This window comes from Pyxidicoccus sp. M15, from assembly GCF_056858435.1.
In genome coordinates this window covers 3968645-3985645 of record NZ_CM166495.1, presented here as the reverse complement: position 1 = coordinate 3985645, position 17001 = coordinate 3968645, and the positions used below count along the sequence as shown (strand labels likewise).

Sequence of the window (17001 nt, the reverse complement as noted above, 5' to 3'; positions counted from 1 at the left end):
ACGAACGTCCCGGGGCATGGACGGCCTTCGCCGGGCGTGGACGGCCCCGTCGGGCAACCGCGCGGAAACCGGAGGCCTCTCGCCGGCCCGGCCGTTGCTCCAGCGCCGGCCCATGCGCTTCGAATTCGAGCACCTGGGCACCACCACGCCCTTCGAGCTGTCCGACGGACAGCACCTGCTGGGCGGCGGCTCCGAGGACCACGTCCGGCTGGACGGACTGCCCCCCAGGCTGCTGACCCTCCACATCGAAGCGCAGCGGCTCATGGTGGAGGCGGCGCGCACGTTCTCCGTGAATGGCGTCCTCGCCCCTCCCGGTGTTTCCCGGCTGGTGATGCCCGGAGAGGTGCTCGGCCTTCCGGAGGAGATGTGCCTGCGGGTCCTCCAGGAGTCCGCGACGGAGCGCGGCGTGGGCACGGTGGCCGTGCTCAAGGGCCTGCTCACCGGCGCGGAGGAACCGGGCCCGTCCCGCGCGGCCACCCTCACCTGCCTCACGGGCCTGGACGTGGGCCGCACGCATGCGCTCGCGGAGGCGTGCACGGAGCTGGGCCGGGGCAGCGAGGTGGCCCTCCGCCTGCGCGACCGGGCCGTGTCCCGGACCCATGCGCGCATCCTTCACGGCGAGGCGGGCTTCACGCTGGAGGACCTGGACAGCCCCAACGGGGTCTTCATCAACGGCCAGCGCGTGCACGGACGCGCCCCGCTGGCGGATGGAGATGTCATCGAGCTGGGACGCTCGCTGCTGCGCTTCCAGGCGCCCGTGGAGGAGCCGCCGCCCCCACCGCCGGACGCCATCCCCGCCCCCGAGGGAATCGGGGAGCAGGCACCAGGAGCCCCAGCTCCCGCCACCGCGGCGGAGACCGGGGCACAGGCGCCCTCCGGCCCGGACGGGGCCACGGCACAGCCACCGCCAACGAAGGCCCGGGGCGAATGGTGGCTCATCGGGCTCGGCGCCCTCGCGGCGCTTGCTGGCCTCGTCGTCACCTATGCCCTGGCGGGAAGTGGCTGAGTCGCTGGAACGCTCGCCGGCCCCGCCGTCACCTGCGTGCTGGCAGGAAGTCGCCGAGTCGCCGCGACACTCACGTGGCGCACCTCGTTGCCTTCACGCGGACCGGGAGTCAGCAGGCGCTCACGTCGGTGCGAGGCCGGCGCGCTCCACGAGAATCCGGGCGAGCCGCTGGTGGTGCTGGAAGAAGCTGGTGAAGTGGACGAAGCCCCACTGGCCGCGGATGGCGTAGACCGTCACGGGGCCGGGCAGCACGTCCAGCTTGCGGATGTCCGCGAACGAGAAATGCCGGGTGCGGACCATGCCCCGGTAGGTGATGCCCCCGGAGTCCACGACGATGCGTGTGCGCGCGTAGTAGGTGAGCGACACGCCGAAGAAGAGGACGAAGAACCCCGCTGAGAGGAAGGTCTTCAGCGGTACCCCGTCGAAACGGAACAGGTACAGCAGCACCCCCACCCAGAGCAGCCCCGCCACGGCCATCGAGGCCGCCAGCACCCTGCGGGGTCTGAAGACCTGCCCTCGGTCCACATCCGCGTCGCGCCCGGTCATACCTCCAAATTAATGCTTGGAGCTGACACGGTCCACCTGCCCCCCTGCCCCCCTGGCAGGCGGTCAACGCAGCTTCGCGGCCTTCTGTCGGGATTCCTCCTGGAGCTGCGACCGGACGTCGGTTGCGGACGAGGCCGCATAGCGCTCATAGAGGCCCCGCGCCTCCGCGTTGCGCCCCAGCGCCCGGTACGACTCGGCCAGCCCGTACAGCGGTGAGGCCGCGCCGGGCTCCAATTCCAGCGCGTACTGGTAGTCCGCCGCCGCCTCCGCGTAGCGCCGCAGTCCGATGTTCGCGCTGCCGCGCGCGGTGTAGGCGACCGCCAGCATCGGCTCCAACTGGATGGCCTGCGTGAGGCTGGTCAGCGCGCCGCCGTAGTCCCGGCTGCCGATGCGCTGCACGCCCTGCTCGTACGCGCGGCGGGCCTGCGCTCGCGTGGTGTCCCCCACCGGTCCGGAGCCCGGGGGCTGACCGGCCGCCTGGGGTGACGTCCCCGCCTGCGCCATCTTCGCCCGTGCCCGGGCCACATTGTCCTGCGCGCTCTGGCGGATGGCGGCGTCCTGGGTGAGCTTCGCCGCGCGCTCCCACTTCTCCACCGCCTGCCCGTAGTAGCCGAGCACCGCCATCGCATTGCCCAGCTTGAAGAGGGCCTCCACGTGGCCGGCGTCGGCGTGCGTCGCGTCCAGGAAGGCGAAGGCCGCCTCGCGGTAGCGGCGCTCCTTCATCAGCGCATCCCCGTCCCGGATGCGCGCCGCAGCGAGCGCCGGGTTCGGCGTGCGCTCCGGCTCGGCCGCCGGGGCGGCAGTCACCGGCCGGGACTCCGGGAACGGCGCCGGCTGCTCCACCACCGGAGCCGCGGCGGCCGACTGCGTGGAGGCGGAAGCCGCGGCCGGCACCGGCGCGGCGGCGGGCACGGGCTCGGCGCCCATGGCCGCGAGGTACTCACGGGCCTTGCGCACCCAGACCTGCTCGCCCGGGCGCTTCTCCCGCGCGATGTACGCCTGGTACGCGGGCACCGCCTTGTCCTTCTGGCCGAGCTGCCGATAGCTCTCTCCGAGCCCGTAGTAGCCGTCCGCGTCGCTCGGCTCGAGCTGCGTGTAGCGCTCGTACGCCTGGGCCGCGGTGGCGGCGTCGCCGGCCTTGCGCGCGGCGTAGCCCAGGTTGAAGAACGCCATCTTGAAGCCGGGGTCCGCCTGCGTGGCCTCGCGGAAGCGGGCGATGGCGTCGGCCACCTGGCCCTTGCGGAAGAGCACGCTGCCCAGCCCGTTGAGCGCCGCGGCGTACCCGGGCGTGGCGGCCAGGGCCTCGCGGTAGGCCGCGCCCGCCTCGTCCATCCTCCCGGCCGACAGCGCCGCCTCACCGCGCTCGAAGGCGGCGCGCGCCGGGGCCGAGGGCTCCGCGGCGCCCAGCAGCAACGTCGCGGACATGGCGATGACGAACCTGCGCACGACAACCATGACGGCCCCCTGGGGTGACGACCCGGATGCCGTAGCAGAAACCCCGGGCCCGTGTCAGCCCACCTCGGACGGGCCCGTGTCAGCCCACCTCGGGCGGGGCCCGCCAGGCCCCCGCCCCAGGGTCAGCTCCGGAACGGGTTCTGGAGGAGCACCGTCTCGCCGCGGTCCGCGCCCACGGAGACGCACACCACGGGGACGCCGCTGACCTCTTCCACCCGGCGCACGTAGCGCTTGGCGTTCTCCGGCAGCTCGTCGAAGGTCCGCACGCCGGCAATCTTCTCGTCCCAGCCCGGCAGCGACTCGTAGATGGGCTTGACGCGGGCAAGGTCCTCGTAGTCGCCGGGCAGCTCGGTGATCTTCTGGCCGTCCAGCTCGTACGCGGTGCAGATGCTCAGCGTCTTGAGGCCGCTCAGCACATCCAGCTTGGTGAGCGCCATGCCCCACAGGCCGTTGACGCGCGCGGCGTAGCGCAGCACCACGCCGTCCAGCCAGCCGCAGCGGCGAGGGCGGCCGGTGGTGGCGCCGAACTCGTCACCCACCTTGCGCAACTGCTCGCCCAGCGCGTCGTTCAGCTCGGTGGGGAACGGGCCGCCACCCACGCGGGTGGTGTACGCCTTGCTGATGCCCATCACCTTGTCGATGGCCGTGGGCCCCAGGCCCGAGCCCACCGCGGCGTTGCCCGCCACGCAGTTGGACGAGGTGACGAAGGGATAGGTGCCGTGGTCCACGTCCAGCAGCGTGCCCTGCGCGCCCTCGAAGAGGATGCGCGCGCCGCGGCGCACCTGCTCGGAGAGGAACAGCGAGGCGTCGTGCACGTAGGGCTTGAGCCGCTCGCCCAGGGCGGAGAACTCGGCCAGCACCTGCGGCACCTCGAGCTGCGGCACCGGGTCTCCGGCCTTCGCGCACAGCTCCCTCAGCTCCTCCAGTGCCTGCGGGAGGCGCTCCTCGATGCGCTTGCGCAGCCGCTCCGCGTTGAGCAAATCGCGCACGCGGATGCCGCGGCGGGCGACCTTGTCCTCGTAGGACGGGCCGATGCCCCGGCCCGTGGTGCCGATGGCGCTGCCGCCGCGCGCCTTCTCGCGGAAGCTGTCCAGCAGCTTGTGCCACGGGAAGATGACGTGGGCATTGTCGGAGATGATGAGCTGCGAGTCCTCCTTGAGGAAGCCGCGCGCCTTGAGCGCGTCGATTTCCCCGACGAGGACCGCGGGGTCCACCACCACTCCGTTGCCAATGACACACGTCTTGCCCGGGTGGAGGATGCCCGAGGGAATCAGGTGCAGCACCGTCTTCTGCCCGCCCACCACGAGCGTATGGCCCGCGTTGTTGCCGCCCTGGAAACGGACGACCAACTGGGCGTGCTCGGTAAGCAGGTCAACGACCTTGCCCTTACCCTCATCTCCCCACTGCGCTCCGATGACGACGACGTTCGGCATGGTGCCCGCCGCTTAGCACGCGCCGGGGGCCGGGTGACAGTGTTCCGAGAAGCCACAATGAAGAGCCTGGCAGGCCGCCCTCTCGCGGCCGGGCCAGTCGCCCCGGACCTCCCCCCGGGCCAGTGCCCTGACGGCCCCCGCCAGCCTCCCGGCGGCCGCCTCCAGCCCCTTCGCCCCGGACAGCCACTCCGGCTCCGGGTGTGGCTCTCCCAGGAAGACCACTCCCACCCGCACCGGCACCCCTTCACGCACCATCCGCCGGGCAACCAGGGCCAGCGCCGCCATTTCATGCGTGTAGGCCGCCGCGCCCACCGGGTGTCGCCCGCCGGACTTGAGGGACAGGACCACCGCCTCGCCCTCGGGTGACTCCCAGAGGATGTCCACCTCACCCTCCAGGGCAGCCCCGTCCTCCAGCGCGAGGTGGAAGGGCAGGCCCCGGTGGACGGCCTGCGCGGGCGACGCCGCCATGCGCCGGGCCAGCTCCGTGCCGAGGAAGCGCTCCACCGCGCCCAGCACCCCCTCCATGCCCTCGTCGTCCGGGAGCGCGCCCGCGTCGCGCAGCAGCGCCTCCAGGTGGGCACGCCGCTCGGCGGGCTCCACGTCCGGGGCCGCGGCGAGCCGCAGGTCCACGCTTCGCAGCAGGCGCAGCGTCAGCCCCTCCGGGCTCTCGGCGGGCAGCCATCCGTCGGGCTCCACCAGCGGCGGAGCGCCCCGGGGAGCGACCTCCCAGGGCCACGCCGCGCCGCGAAGGCCCAGCCGGTGCAGGTAGTGGAAGCGCCGGGGGCAGGCCAGGAAGTCCTGCACCGCGCCCACGGAGGCCACCGCCGTGCCCTGTGCCTCACCGTCCTCCGCGAGCCCACCGCGCACGCGCAGCAGCGCGGCCTCCACGCGGGCCGCCGCGCGCGCCATCGCCTCCGGGCCCGGCGGCTCGGGGTCCGCGGGCGGCGGGAGCGAGTCCACGTCCAGGTCGTCCACCAGCGCGCGCAGCTCCGCGTCGACGTCCAGGCGCGCGTCGATGAGGTGCCACCACGAGTCCTTGCCCCCGCGAGGCTCCGCGCCGCCCGACAGCACCAGCATGTCCCGGGCGCGGGTGAGGGCCACGTAGAGCAGGCGGCGGTACTCGGCGTCCTCGCGCGCCTTCAGCTCCGCCCTCACCGCGTCGAAGCGCGTGGAGGTGTAGTCGTCGTCCAGCGAGTCCGGCACCCAGGGGCGCAGGGAGATGCCGTGCGAGCGCTCGAAGTGGGCGCGGCCGCTGGTGGAGCGCCGCCGCCCGCCGAGGGCCGGCACCACGACGATGGGCCACTCCAGGCCCTTGGCGCGGTGGATGGTGAGCAGCTGCACCGCGCGCGGGTCTCCCGCGTCCAGCAGGTCCGCCTGCGCCTCGGTGGGGTCGTTCTCCGCCAGCATGCGCAGCTCGCGCGCGAAGGCCACGCACCCGCCCGTGCCGCGCTCGTCCCGCCGCGACGCCAGCGCCAGCAACTTCTCCACGTTGGCGCTCGCCTGCTCCGCGTAGGGCGAGCCCGCCAGCGCCTCGCGGTAGCCCGTCACGTCCAGCGCGGACAGCAACAGTTCCCGCACACCCAGCCGGTCCCGCTCGCGCCGCAGCGCGGGCAGCGCGCCCAGGAAGCGCTCCAGCCGCAGCCGCTCGCGCTCGGGGATGTCCTCCAGCACCTTCGGGTCCGTCAGCCGCGGCGACGCCAGCGACAGCGGCTGGTCCCCCGCGAGGAGGAACAGCGACGCGTCCGACAGGCCCACCAGCGGCGAGCGCAGCACCGCCGCGAAGCCGAGCGAGTCCTCCGCGTCCGCCAGCAGCGCCAGCAGCGAGGCCAGGTCCAGCACCTCCTGCGCGCCGTAGAAGCCCCGCCCGCGCAGCACCCGGTGCGGCACCCCGTGGCGGATGAGCGCCTGCCGGTACACCTCCAGGTGCGTGAACGTCCGGAAGAGCATGGCCACGTCGCCACCGCGCGCCGGGCGCAGCCCCTCGCCGTCCTCGCGCTCCACGGTGGCGGGGGCGCCGGGCGCCAGCAGGCACCGCAGCCGCCGGGCCACCGAGTCCGCGTCCAGCCAGCGCAGGTCCGCCGCCGTGTCCGCCTCGTCCAGCTGAAGCCGCTCCACCACCGGCGACTCGGTGAGGGACGGGCGCACCGCGGCCAGGTCGTCCTCCTCGGGGACGTAGACCACCTCGAAGGGGCGCGGCGCCTGCGCATCCGCGGCGACGAGCACGCCGGCGAACGTCCGGTTGAAGAAGGACAGCAGCCCCGGCACCGAGCGGCGGTTGTGCTGGAGGAAGCCGCGCGTGCCGCCCTCGTCTTCAATCTTCTTCGCCAGCACGGAGAAGACGGAGACGTCCGCGCCGCGGAACTCGTAGATGGACTGCTTGCGGTCTCCCACCGCGCAGAGGAAGGCGGGCTCCAGCGGCAGCGCCGACGCCAGGTCCGCGTCCTTCGGCAGCTCGCGCGGGCCGCCCTCGCGCGCTTCCGCGAGCAGCAGCACCAGCTCCAGCTGGAGGCGGTTGGTATCCTGGAACTCGTCCACCAGCAGCGCGCCGATGCGCTCCTGCACCTGGCGGCGGAACTCCGGGAAGTCTCGCAGCAAGTCACGCGACTTCACGAGCAGCGAGGTGAAGTCGAACACGTTGCGCCGGGACAGCTCCGTGTCGTGGCGCTCCTCCACCTGCGTGAGCAAGTCCCGGAAGGTGGCCTCGAAGGGGGCGGTGCGCCACGCGGCCCAGGCGTCGTCGATGCGCGGCACGGAGCGGTCGCTCTTGCCGAAGACGCGCCAGTACACCTCGCGGATGGGGGCCGCGGCGCCCTTGCTCAGCCGCGCGTGGTTGCGGCCGTCCGCCTTGAAGCAGGCGCGCATCCACGGGAAGCGCTCGCCCGTGCCGAAGTTCTCCGCCGTCATCCCGTTGAGCGCGCGCTCCAGCCCGCCGAGCAGCCGGCTCCACTCGCCCTTCACGTCCAGCCCCCGCGCCTCGGCGCACAGCTGGACGCACTTCTGGATGGACGCCTCCAGCTCCACGCGGGCCTCGGCCGCGTCCCCCACGGCGGCGGTGGCGGCGCGCAGGCCCTCCTCGCGCAGCTTGCGGTAGACGGACACCAGCGCGGCCACCAGCCCGTCGGAGAAGCCCGAGCCGGAGAAGCCCAGCTCCTGGCACAGCTCGCGCACCTGCGCGTCGCCCTCCTCCAGCGCATCCAGCACCACGCGCTCGCACACGTCCTGCACCAGGCCCGTGGCCTCCAGCTCGTCCAGCACCTCGAAGTTCGGGTCGATGCCCACCGCCGGAGGCGCGCGGCGCAAGAGCTGCCCGCAGAGCGAGTGGAAGGTGCCCACCGTGGCCCCGCCCAATTCCTCGCGCAATTGCCGCCACGCGTCCGGCAGCGGGAAGGGCTTGTCCACCCGCGCCAGCGACGCGCGCAGCTCCGTCTCCTGGTCCTGCCGCGTGTCCCCCTGCGCCAGCCCGTCCAGGCGCTGCCGCACGCGCGAGCGCATCTCCGCGGCGGCCTTGTCCGTGAAGGTGAGCATGCACAGGCGCGACGGGCGCACCGCGGCGCCGGCCTCGCGCGCGCCCGCCAGCAGGTGCAGCGTCATCGTCACCAGGCTGTACGTCTTGCCCGCGCCCGCGCCGGCCATCAGGGCCAGGTTGCGCTCCAGCGCGAAGAGGGACGGCGTGTCGCTCATCCGCCCTCCTCCGCCATCTGTCGATCCGTAATCCGGCACACGGAGCGGAAGCCACACGCGCCACAGTCCTGGGGCCGCGCGGCGAACTGCCCATCCCGCAGGGTCTTCACCAGCGACTCCACCGCATTGGGAAGATTGAGGCCGTCCTTCTCGGCAACCCTGGCGCGCACCTCCGGGTCCGTGGACAGCATTTCGTCCATCTCCTGCGCGGAGACGACCTCGGAGAGGTGGATGGTGGCGCCGGTGCGCAGCGAGAACCACGCCGCCTGCTTCGCCTCCTTGTGGCCGCTCTCCCGCGCCGCGTAGAGGTACAGCGGGAGCTGGAAGTCCGACGTGAGCAGCTTCTCCTTCAGCGCGCGCTTGTCCAGCCGGCCGGACTTGTAGTCGATGACGCCCACGTCACCGCCCGCCATGTCGAGCCTGTCTATCTTCCCCTCGAAGACGATGGCGTCGCCGCCGATGGGGAGGATGACGTTGCGCCACTTGTCGTCCACGGCGGCGGGGCCGAACTGGAGCTCGAAGCCCTGCGGCACCATCTTGTCGAAGGGCAGCCCGCGCCGCTCGTCCACGAGGATGCGGCGGGCCATGGCGCGGGCGCGCTCGTGCGCCAGCTTCCACAGCGCGGGGTGGCCCACGTGGTGGAACTTCTCGAAGTGCTTGATGGCGGACTTGAGCGCCGCGTCCAGCACCTCTTCCGGCACGTCCTCGGGCGCCTTGCCCAGCAGGTCGCGCTCCTTGAGCGACTTGAACACCTCCTCCACCACGCGGTGCCAGAAGGTGCCGCGGCCCCGCGCGTCGAACTCCTCGCCCGGCACGTCGGGCTCCGACACCTTCAGCCCGTACGTGAGGAAGCCCTGGAAGCCGCAGTTGCCGAAGCGCGCCAGCGCGGACGCGGACAGCGGGCGCGTGAGGTCGAAGCGGAACGTCTCCCGCAGCGACTCGCGCAGCGTGTTGGCATCCACCGAGCCGGAGTACTTCCCGGGAGACGTGTTCGGGTAGGTGAAGAAGAGCAGCCGCTCCCGTTCGACCTCCGCCAGGTCCTTCGCGCCCGTGAACCAGGCTTCCTTCTCGAACTGGCGCCTGAGCAGCGGGGCCGCCGCGTCCGGCTCGGTGACGCGCAGCTTCGGGTGGGCCAGCGCCTCCAGCGCGACGCAGTGTCGCAGCTCGGCCTCGGTAAGCACCTCGTCCAGGGGAGGAATGGGCGGCAGCGAGCGCGGCGTCCACTTCAGCGCGGTGAGCCGGCGCACCTCCTCCAGGAAGGCGGACGGCACCTGCTCCTGCCCGCCCGCGGCCTCCATGGCGAAGGACAGGCTCAGCGTTTCCTCCGCGACGGCCAGCGCGCTGGCGAACAGCAGCCGGTCCTCGGTGAGGCGCCACGCCGCGCGGTCCTCGAACTCGCCGCCGGTGAGGCGGAACACGTCGCGGCCCAGGTGCTGGTTGAGCGCCGAGCGCTCCGCGTCCCCCAGCAGCGGATTGGGCGCGTCCCGTCCGGGGAAGCGGCCCTCCGTCAGGCCCGCGAGGAAGAGGTGGCGGAAGGTGCGGCCCGGCAGCTCCGCCACGTCGAGCACCTCCACCGCGCCGCCGCGAGGCCCGCGCGGCGGCAGGTGCGCGTCCGCCATGGCGTCGCGCAGCCACCGGCCGAAGGTGCGCCGCCGCAGCTTCGGCCCGCCGCCCACGGCCTTCATCGTCCGCAGCAGGCCCTGCACGCGCTGGCGGAGCGCCTCGCGCGCGGCCTCGTCCCGCGCCCGCGCGTCCACGGACCGGGCGCCCAGGCCGCCTTCCTCGCGCGACTCCAGCGGCCCTTCCGTGTCCACCAGGCCCAGCCGCTCCACCGCGTGCCACCATGCGGTGAGCAGCTCCCCGGCGGTGCCCTCCTCGGGAATGCGGCGGCAGAAGTCCATCAGCAGCATGCAGCGCTCGCGCAGCACCTGCACGGCGTGGACGCGGTTGCCGGCTTCCTTCTTCTGCGCCCCGTAGAGCGCGAGCAACCGCCGGGCGAGCCCCTCCAGGCGCACGTCATACGCGCCGCGGTTTCGCAGCGCGCCCAGCTTGTCGTCGCGCACGGCGGCGAGGGCGAATAGGCTCGCGGGCGCGTCCGGGCCTCCGCGCGACAGCGTGGGCGCGTAGCGGCTGCCCACCAGCTCCGCGACGCGCTCGGAGGGGAAGCCGTCCTCCACCAGCGTCGGCAGCTCCAGCGCGAGCCGCACCGGGCCGGCCAGGGCCAGCGGCTCGCCCCAGGGCAGGCGCACCGGCACGCCCAGCTCGCCCAGCGTCTCCGCGAGCCACCCGGCCTCCGGCCCCGGCTCGCGCCAGGCAATGGCGATGTCCCCGGGCGAGACGCCTTCCGCGACGAGCCGCCGCACGTCGCGGGCCACGAGGCGCGCTTCCTCACGGGCCGTGGCCGCGCTCCACACGCGCAGGGCGGGCACGGCGTCCTTCAGCACGTCGCGCGGGGAGCGCGGCGAGAAGAGGTGGCGGCCCAGGTCGATGAAGGGCCGGCCCTCGAAGGTGACGTCCGCTTTGAAGAGGTCCACGTGCGGCAGCGTCTCGCCGCGGTTCTCGAAGGCGCGGAAGAGGGCCGCCAGCGCCGCGTCCGCCGCGGGCGAGCCTCCCACCGGCGTCTCCACCCGCAGCGTCACCCGCCGCGACTCGCACGCCGCCACCAGCGCCAGCAGCAGCTCCAGGCCGGAGGGCCGCACGTCGTAGATGCCGTGCAGCACGAGCGCGCCCACGCCCTCCCAGCCCACCGGCCAGGCGCCCCGGGCCAGGGCCTCGCGAGCCCCGCGCATCACGTCCTCGCGGTCCGCCAGCCCCAGCTCCGCCATCTTCTGCTCGTACAGGTGATACAGGCGGGCGAGCACCCGGCCCCTCTTCTGCCTGTCTGGCGGCAGCACCTCCACCGCGTCCTGCAGCTCGCGCGCGGTGAGGCGGCCGGCCTTCAGGTCTAGCACCATGTCCAGCGCGGCGCGGGCGAAGGCGGGCTCGCGCACGTACTCGCCGAAGGGCGTGGGCCCCAGGGCGGGCCCCAGCGAGGCCACCACCGTGCGCGCGGCCACCGCCGGGCACGGGCGCCGGTTCAGCTCACGCGCGCCCCCCAGGGCGTGCAGCAGCTCGTCCCAGGTGAGCAGGTGTGCCCCCACCGACAGCCCGCTCGCATCCCCCCCGGCACGCAGCGCTGCCTGGCGCCGGCCGGCATCGGGGTACACGTGGAGGGTGCGGCCAGGACGGGGGGGCATTCGAGAGCGGATTGTAGAACGACCGGGCGGGTGGCTTTCATGCTCCTTTACGAGCCCGCCGCCCAGGTTCTTTCAACGCTCGCCCGTCTGCCCTGCTCGGGAAGAAGACTTCCCGGACTCCTGACACACCTGGAAGAATGTCGGCATGACGAGAGCGCGGCGATTCCTTCTGGGTATTCCGGTGGGAGCCCTCCTGCTGATGCTCGTGTGGGCTGTCCCGGGACGGCGTTCGAGCCAGCTCGTGCTGGGAGACCTCGCCGTCGCGGCGGAGCCGGGAGAGGAGCTCTCGGGGGGAGCCACGACGGTGGCGACCGCGGGGAATCTCGCGTTCGGGCGCCCGCTCATGAACATGTACCGGGCGCGATGGCCCTACTTCCACAAGGGCAAGGGCGTGTTCGACCGTGACTGGCTCGACCCGCGGTTCGCGCCCGTCCGGGTGGGCCCGCTCTTCAGCGCCGACTCCTGCACGACGTGTCACGAGAGGGATGGGCGCGGGCGCCCTCCCGCCTCGCCGGAGGAGGCGTCCGTCTCGCTGGTCTTCCAGCTGAGCGGTGCGGAAGGGCAAGGAGCGCATCCGCTGTACGGCGTGCAGCTCGACCCGCGAGGCGTGGAGGGGACGCCGGCGGAGGGTCAGGTCGCGGTGACCTACGACGAGGTGCCTGGCGAGTTCGCGGATGGAGCACCGTTCGCCCTGCTGCGACCGCGCTACACGTTCAAGGAGCTGTCGCGGGGACCGCTGGGTGACGGGGCTCGTTACTCTCCGCGGGTATCTCCAGCGGCCTTCGGGCTGGGATTGCTCGAGGCGATACCGGAGCAGACCCTCCTCGCCCTGGCGGATCCGGAGGACGTGAATCAAGACGGAATCTCGGGACGGGCCAACTTCGTCGAGGACAACGTGGACCGCCGCCCGAGGCTGGGCCGCTTCGGGTGGAAGGCCAACCAGCCTTCCATCCACCAGCAGGTGGTGCACGCGCTCTTCGCGGACATGGGGCTGACCACGCGCCTGCTGCGGGACGGGCCCGGGGAGCCCGAGCTGAGCCAGGAAGAGCTGGATGCGCTGGTGTTCTACATGCGGCTGCTCGCCGTGCCGAAGCGGAGGAACTGGGACGCGCCCCAGGTCCTGCGGGGCAAGGCGGTCTTCCGCGCCATCGGGTGCACCGGATGCCACGTCTCCGGGCCGCTGGAGACCGGAGACGTGCCCGAGTTCCCGGAGCTGTCTCGGCAGAACATCTACCCGTACACGGACCTGCTGCTGCACGACCTGGGCGAGGGGCTCGCGGACGGCCGTCCGGACGGGCTCGCCAGCGGGAGGGAGTGGCGCACGCCGCCCCTGTGGGGAATCGGGCTGGTGGAGGTCGTGAACGGACACTCACGCTTCCTGCACGACGGGCGGGCACGGAACCTCGAAGAGGCGGTGCTGTGGCACGGAGGTGAGGCCGCGCCCGCGCAGGAGCGCTACGTGCGACTGACCCTCGAGGACCGCCAGGCGCTGCTCGCGTTCCTCCAGTCGCTCTGAGGCGCGCAAGCGGTGAGGCTCATCCCGGCCCGTGACGATGAATTTATTCATTGAACTGGCAATGAATTTCTCAATTTCTGATTTTCTGGCTTATTCACATCAGTCTCGGTTGCTACGGTTCGCCTGGCCTCACCGGCGTGGGCCTCCGGGAGAGTGAGGCGCGGTTGGCGGAGGCCTCCCACCCCCAACCCAGAGGAGCAGATGAGAACGAACATCCTGAAGTGGATGACGCTGGCGGCGTGCTTCAGCGGCACGGTGGCCACGGCACGAGACTCCACCGAGGTCTACGTCTGGCATTCGCTCAACGGTCCGGCGGAGCAGGCCTTCGTGGAGGCGGTAGACGCGTACCAGGGCAACACCGGCAACGCGGTGGTGGTCTCCCAGTTCCCCTCCCAGCAGGAGCTCTACGAGGCGCTGGCGGTGGCGCGCGGTTCCGGCACGCTCCCGGACGTGCTGCTGGGCAACCACACCATGGTGCCCGGGCTGCTGGAGGACGGGCTCATCAACGCCTACTGCCTGCCGGGCGAGTGCCCCGAGTGCGAGTCGGACAACCCGCCGCGCTGGTGCGCCTATGCCTCCAACGGCTTCTACGGCGACTACGAGGGGAGCTTCGAGGCGACGATGATTCCCGAGCTGGAGATGTCGTCCGAGCGCTGCCTGGAGGACGGGTGCGGCGAGTGCGAGCGAGGGGACATCTTCCGCCCGTCGTACTGCGACTACGCGATGGAGAGCGGCGGTGCGCGGCTCGACATGATCCAGGCGAGCTTCTCCATGTGGCACCACGGGTGGCGGTGGCCCTTCCCGCTGGGCATCCCCTGGTGGTGGGAGTACCTCTCGGTGGGCTTTGACCGCCACCGCCTGGAAATGAACGGCTGGGAGCTCCCCACCCACGTCACCGCGGCGCAGGAAATCCTGTCCATCAATCAGGCCGGCTATCTGATGGACTACGACGGTGAATTCTGCGGCACGCCTCCGCGCCGCATCAAGGTGCCCGGCTGGGTGAACGAGGTGATGGGCTCCTCGCCCGACCCCATCCCCGCGCATGAGGCGGATCTCTTCGTCGTCCCCTCGTCCCAGCTCGCTTCGCTGCTGAACGAGGTGCCGGGACTGGAGGTCGCCGCCCTCGAAGACCACCGTCCGGAAATCATCGTGGATGGCGCGTTCGTGCTGTCCACGACGGAGAACCGGAGTGCCGCGCTCGACTTCGCATACGAGCTGGCCAACCCGGAGTTCCAGCTCCGCGGCATCGAAGGGACCAGCCTCCTGCCCGCGCACGGCCAGGCCTTCGGCGCGACGGAGGGCCTGGTGCCCGGGCTTCGCGAGGCGGCCCTGACGGGCGCGCTCGCCCCGACGTACCGCCAGGAGCAGTAGCTCGCGGCGGACCTCCGCCCCGCCGTCTCCGCACGGCTCCGGGGCGGAGGTCCCTGGCGATGCTCGGATTCTGGGCGGTTCAGGCGGGACTCAGCCGTGGGCGGGCGCCGCGGCGTCCACGTAGAACAGCATCCGCGTGACGAACCGGAAGCCGACGCGCTCGTAGAGGCGGCCGGCCTCCTCGGTGATGGTGCTCAGGAACAGCACCTCCACGCCTCGCGAGAAGGCCTCCTCGGCCGCGCGCGAGACGAGCGCCGCGCCGATGCCGCGTCCCCGCCACTCCTGGAGCGTCGCCACGCCCGCGAGCTCGGAGGTGCCTTGATGGGGTGAGGAGAACTGCCCGCCCGACACCGGGCGCCCGTCCATCCTCGCGAGGAACGCGCGGCCGTCCTTCAGGTCCTCGAGCGTCTTCGAGACCTCGTCGTCGCCCACCGTCACCGTCTCACCCGGGCCGAAGCCCTGGCGCGTGGTGACGCAGAAGTCGCGGACCTCCTCGCGAGGCGAGTCCGGCGAGAGCACCGTGAGCGTGAGCCCCTCCGGCCCCTTGAACGGGACGTAGGTGTCTCGCGTGCAGACCATCAGCCGGGCCTCGGCCTCCTGGCGGTAGCCGGCATCGCGCAGCATGCCGGCCAGCTCGGGGGCCAGCGCGTCGACGTACTCGAAGCGGGGCACGCGCTGGCGTGCCTCGAACTCCGTGCGGAGCTTGCGCAGCGCCTCGCGCGTGTCACCTGTCACCGGCCCGTCGGGGATGGCGTAGTTCAGGTAGACCATCGCGTCGAACGGATGGAAGTAGGCGGTGAAGGGCGGAAAGGGGACGGAGGTGTAGCGCTCCCTCGCGGCGTGGCGCATCGACTCCTGCAGGCGTTCGATGAGGTTCATGGCCGCGCACCGTAACAGGGCGGTGGCGAGCCCACGCTACGGATTGAAGCGATGGACGAGCTCCCATTGTGAGAGCGCCGGATGCGCGAATCCCTCGCCGAGGAAGAAGCGGTCGCACAGGCCCTCCGGGATGATGGCGCTCGCCGCGAGGGGCCTGCCCGGCCACGCCGCCGCCAGCGCGCGAAGCAGCCTGCGTCCGTACCCCTTCCCCCGCGACTCCGGTTCCACGGCGATGGCGCGCAGCGCGAGCGTGGGCGCGGAGACATCCCCGAGCACCGCCACCGCCGGCCCCAGCCGGAACGCCCGCGCGGGAAGCGCCAGCCCCGCCACGGTGGCCGGCGCCATCTGCCAGGGCACGTCATCGGGAAGCAGCCGCGCACAGTCCAGGGGCTCGACCTCCTCCAGGGCGGCCGGCTCCGCTGACGGCGTCCCCACGAAGCCCACCAGCCGGCGCACGCGCTGGAAGCCCAGGCGCTCGTAGAGCTTCACCGCGGGAGCGTTCTGCTCGATGACCTCCAGCACCATCCGCGTGTCACCGCGGGCGCGGGCCTCCTCCAGCAGCGGCAACAGCATGGACGCGCCCAGCTTGCGCTGGCGGTGCGCGGGCACGATGCCCATGCCGGCGACGCGGCTCACCCTGCCCCGCCGGGCCATCAGCACCAGGCCCACCGGCTCGCCGTCCACCCGCGCGACGCGGCTGTCCGCCAGCGAGATGTGCTCGGTCCGCACGCGCGCGTCGAACAGCGCGGGCGCATCGGGGACGGTGACGAAGTAGCCCTCGAACGAGCGGGCGAAGAGCGTGGAGAGGGCGCGCGGCGAGAGGTCCGAAGCGGGACTGAGGTCCATGAAGTCCTTCCGGGCGTGAGGCAGCGGGTGTCTATCAAATCCTCACGCCCCCGAGCGACGCGTCCCCATCCGCTCCCACGGAGGCGTGCCCGCGTAGCGCTCCGCGAGGAAGGAGACGAAGGCCTTCACCTTCGACGGCACCAATCGCCCCGGCGGGTGCACCGCGAAGATGCCGGTGTCCGGCACCGACCAGCCCTCCAGCACCCTCACGAGCCGCCCGGCGCGCAGGTCCTCCGCGATGAGGAACGTGGCGAGCATGGTGACGCCACAGCCCGCCACCGCCGCCAGCCGCAGCGCCTCGGCGTTGTCCGCGACGAGCACCGGACGGCCTCGCGCCGACACCTTCTCCTCCCCCCGGTGGAGGTTCCACACCTGCCCGTCCGAGAGCGGGCTGAAGTAGAGGCAGGGATGGTGGGCGAGGTCCTCGGGCTTCGCCAGCGGCCGGCGGCCCCGGAGGTAGGACGGGGCCGCGCAGAGGAGGCGGTGGTTCGTCGCGAGCCGGCGCACGACGAGGCTCGAATCCGTGAGCGCGCCGATGCGGATGGCCACGTCGAAGCCCTCCTGCACGAGGTCCACGTAGCGGTCCATGAACGAGAACTCCAGCCCGATGCGCGGGTAGCGGCGCAAGAAGTCCGGCAGCAGCGGGGCCACCTGGAGCTGGCCGAACAGGTTGGGCACGGCCACGCGCAGCCGGCCCCGGGGCTCGCCCGCCAGACCCGACACGAGCGCCTCCGCGTCCTCGACGCGGGTGAGCACGTCGCCGCACCGCTCCAGGTACAGCATCCCCGCCTCCGTCAGCGACACCTGGCGCGTGGTGCGCCGCAGGAGCGCGGTGCCCAGCGCGTCCTCCAGCCTCGCGATGCGCCGGCTCAAGGCGGAGGCGCTGATGCCGAGCTCCCGCGCCGCCGCCGCGAAGCTCAAGGCCCGCGCCACCGCCGTGAAGCTGAGCATGTCCTCCAGCCGGTCCCTCAGTGCCGCGCGCTCCATCCCCTGCCCTCCGCATTGTTGCGTGCCATGCATGAGTGTAGTGCG

11 protein-coding genes are annotated in these 17001 nt (G+C 72.5%); 3 read left to right on the top strand and 8 right to left on the bottom strand.

Annotated features, from left to right (window positions below; all coding sequences use genetic code 11):
• The first annotated feature begins 112 nt into the window (after window positions 1-112).
• Window positions 113-1006: an FHA domain-containing protein gene (locus ACX9TP_RS14880; protein WP_482982169.1), complete on the top strand. Its 894-nt coding sequence runs from the start codon at window positions 113-115 to the stop codon at window positions 1004-1006.
• Window positions 1007-1126: 120 nt separating this feature from the next.
• On the opposite strand, the gene ACX9TP_RS14875 is transcribed toward ACX9TP_RS14880, so the two are convergent.
• The 5 genes from ACX9TP_RS14875 to ACX9TP_RS14855 form a co-directional block, all read right to left on the bottom strand.
• Window positions 1127-1552 (bottom strand): PH domain-containing protein, encoded by a 426-nt coding sequence (locus tag ACX9TP_RS14875; RefSeq protein WP_482980390.1) that lies wholly within the window; start codon window positions 1550-1552, stop codon window positions 1127-1129.
• Between the two features lie 63 nt (window positions 1553-1615).
• On the bottom strand, window positions 1616-3007 hold the full coding sequence (locus ACX9TP_RS14870; RefSeq protein WP_482980389.1) for a tetratricopeptide repeat protein: 1392 nt from the start codon (window positions 3005-3007) through the stop codon (window positions 1616-1618).
• 122 nt (window positions 3008-3129) lie between these two features.
• The gene (locus ACX9TP_RS14865) at window positions 3130-4440 is read right to left on the bottom strand and encodes an adenylosuccinate synthase (RefSeq protein WP_482980388.1); all 1311 of its coding nucleotides are present in this window, start codon (window positions 4438-4440) and stop codon (window positions 3130-3132) included.
• 12 nt (window positions 4441-4452) lie between these two features.
• Window positions 4453-8121: a UvrD-helicase domain-containing protein gene (locus ACX9TP_RS14860; protein ID WP_482980387.1), complete on the bottom strand. Its 3669-nt coding sequence runs from the start codon at window positions 8119-8121 to the stop codon at window positions 4453-4455.
• Window positions 8118-11357, bottom strand: a complete 3240-nt coding sequence (locus ACX9TP_RS14855) for a PD-(D/E)XK nuclease family protein (protein WP_482980386.1) — start codon at window positions 11355-11357, stop codon at window positions 8118-8120. The genes ACX9TP_RS14860 and ACX9TP_RS14855 overlap by 4 nt, the downstream gene beginning before the upstream one ends.
• A gap of 199 nt (window positions 11358-11556) precedes the next feature.
• On the opposite strand from ACX9TP_RS14855, the gene ACX9TP_RS14850 reads away from it, so the two are divergent.
• A complete protein-coding gene (locus ACX9TP_RS14850) occupies window positions 11557-12873 on the top strand; it encodes a di-heme oxidoreductase family protein (protein ID WP_482980385.1) in 1317 nt (438 codons plus the stop codon).
• Window positions 12874-13074: 201 nt separating this feature from the next.
• On the top strand, window positions 13075-14244 hold the full coding sequence (locus ACX9TP_RS14845) for a hypothetical protein (RefSeq protein ID WP_482980384.1): 1170 nt from the start codon (window positions 13075-13077) through the stop codon (window positions 14242-14244).
• A 90-nt stretch (window positions 14245-14334) separates the two neighbouring features.
• On the opposite strand, the gene ACX9TP_RS14840 is transcribed toward ACX9TP_RS14845, so the two are convergent.
• From ACX9TP_RS14840 to ACX9TP_RS14830, 3 genes are read right to left on the bottom strand one after another with little or no spacing between them, the layout of a single operon-like run.
• Complete coding sequence (locus tag ACX9TP_RS14840; protein WP_482980383.1) at window positions 14335-15123, bottom strand: GNAT family N-acetyltransferase; 789 nt, start codon at window positions 15121-15123, stop codon at window positions 14335-14337.
• 36 nt (window positions 15124-15159) lie between these two features.
• Window positions 15160-15969: a GNAT family N-acetyltransferase gene (locus ACX9TP_RS14835; protein WP_482980382.1), complete on the bottom strand. Its 810-nt coding sequence runs from the start codon at window positions 15967-15969 to the stop codon at window positions 15160-15162.
• 42 nt (window positions 15970-16011) lie between these two features.
• Window positions 16012-16956, bottom strand: a complete 945-nt coding sequence (locus ACX9TP_RS14830; RefSeq protein WP_482980381.1) for a LysR substrate-binding domain-containing protein — start codon at window positions 16954-16956, stop codon at window positions 16012-16014.
• Between the last annotated feature and the right edge of the window lie 45 nt (window positions 16957-17001).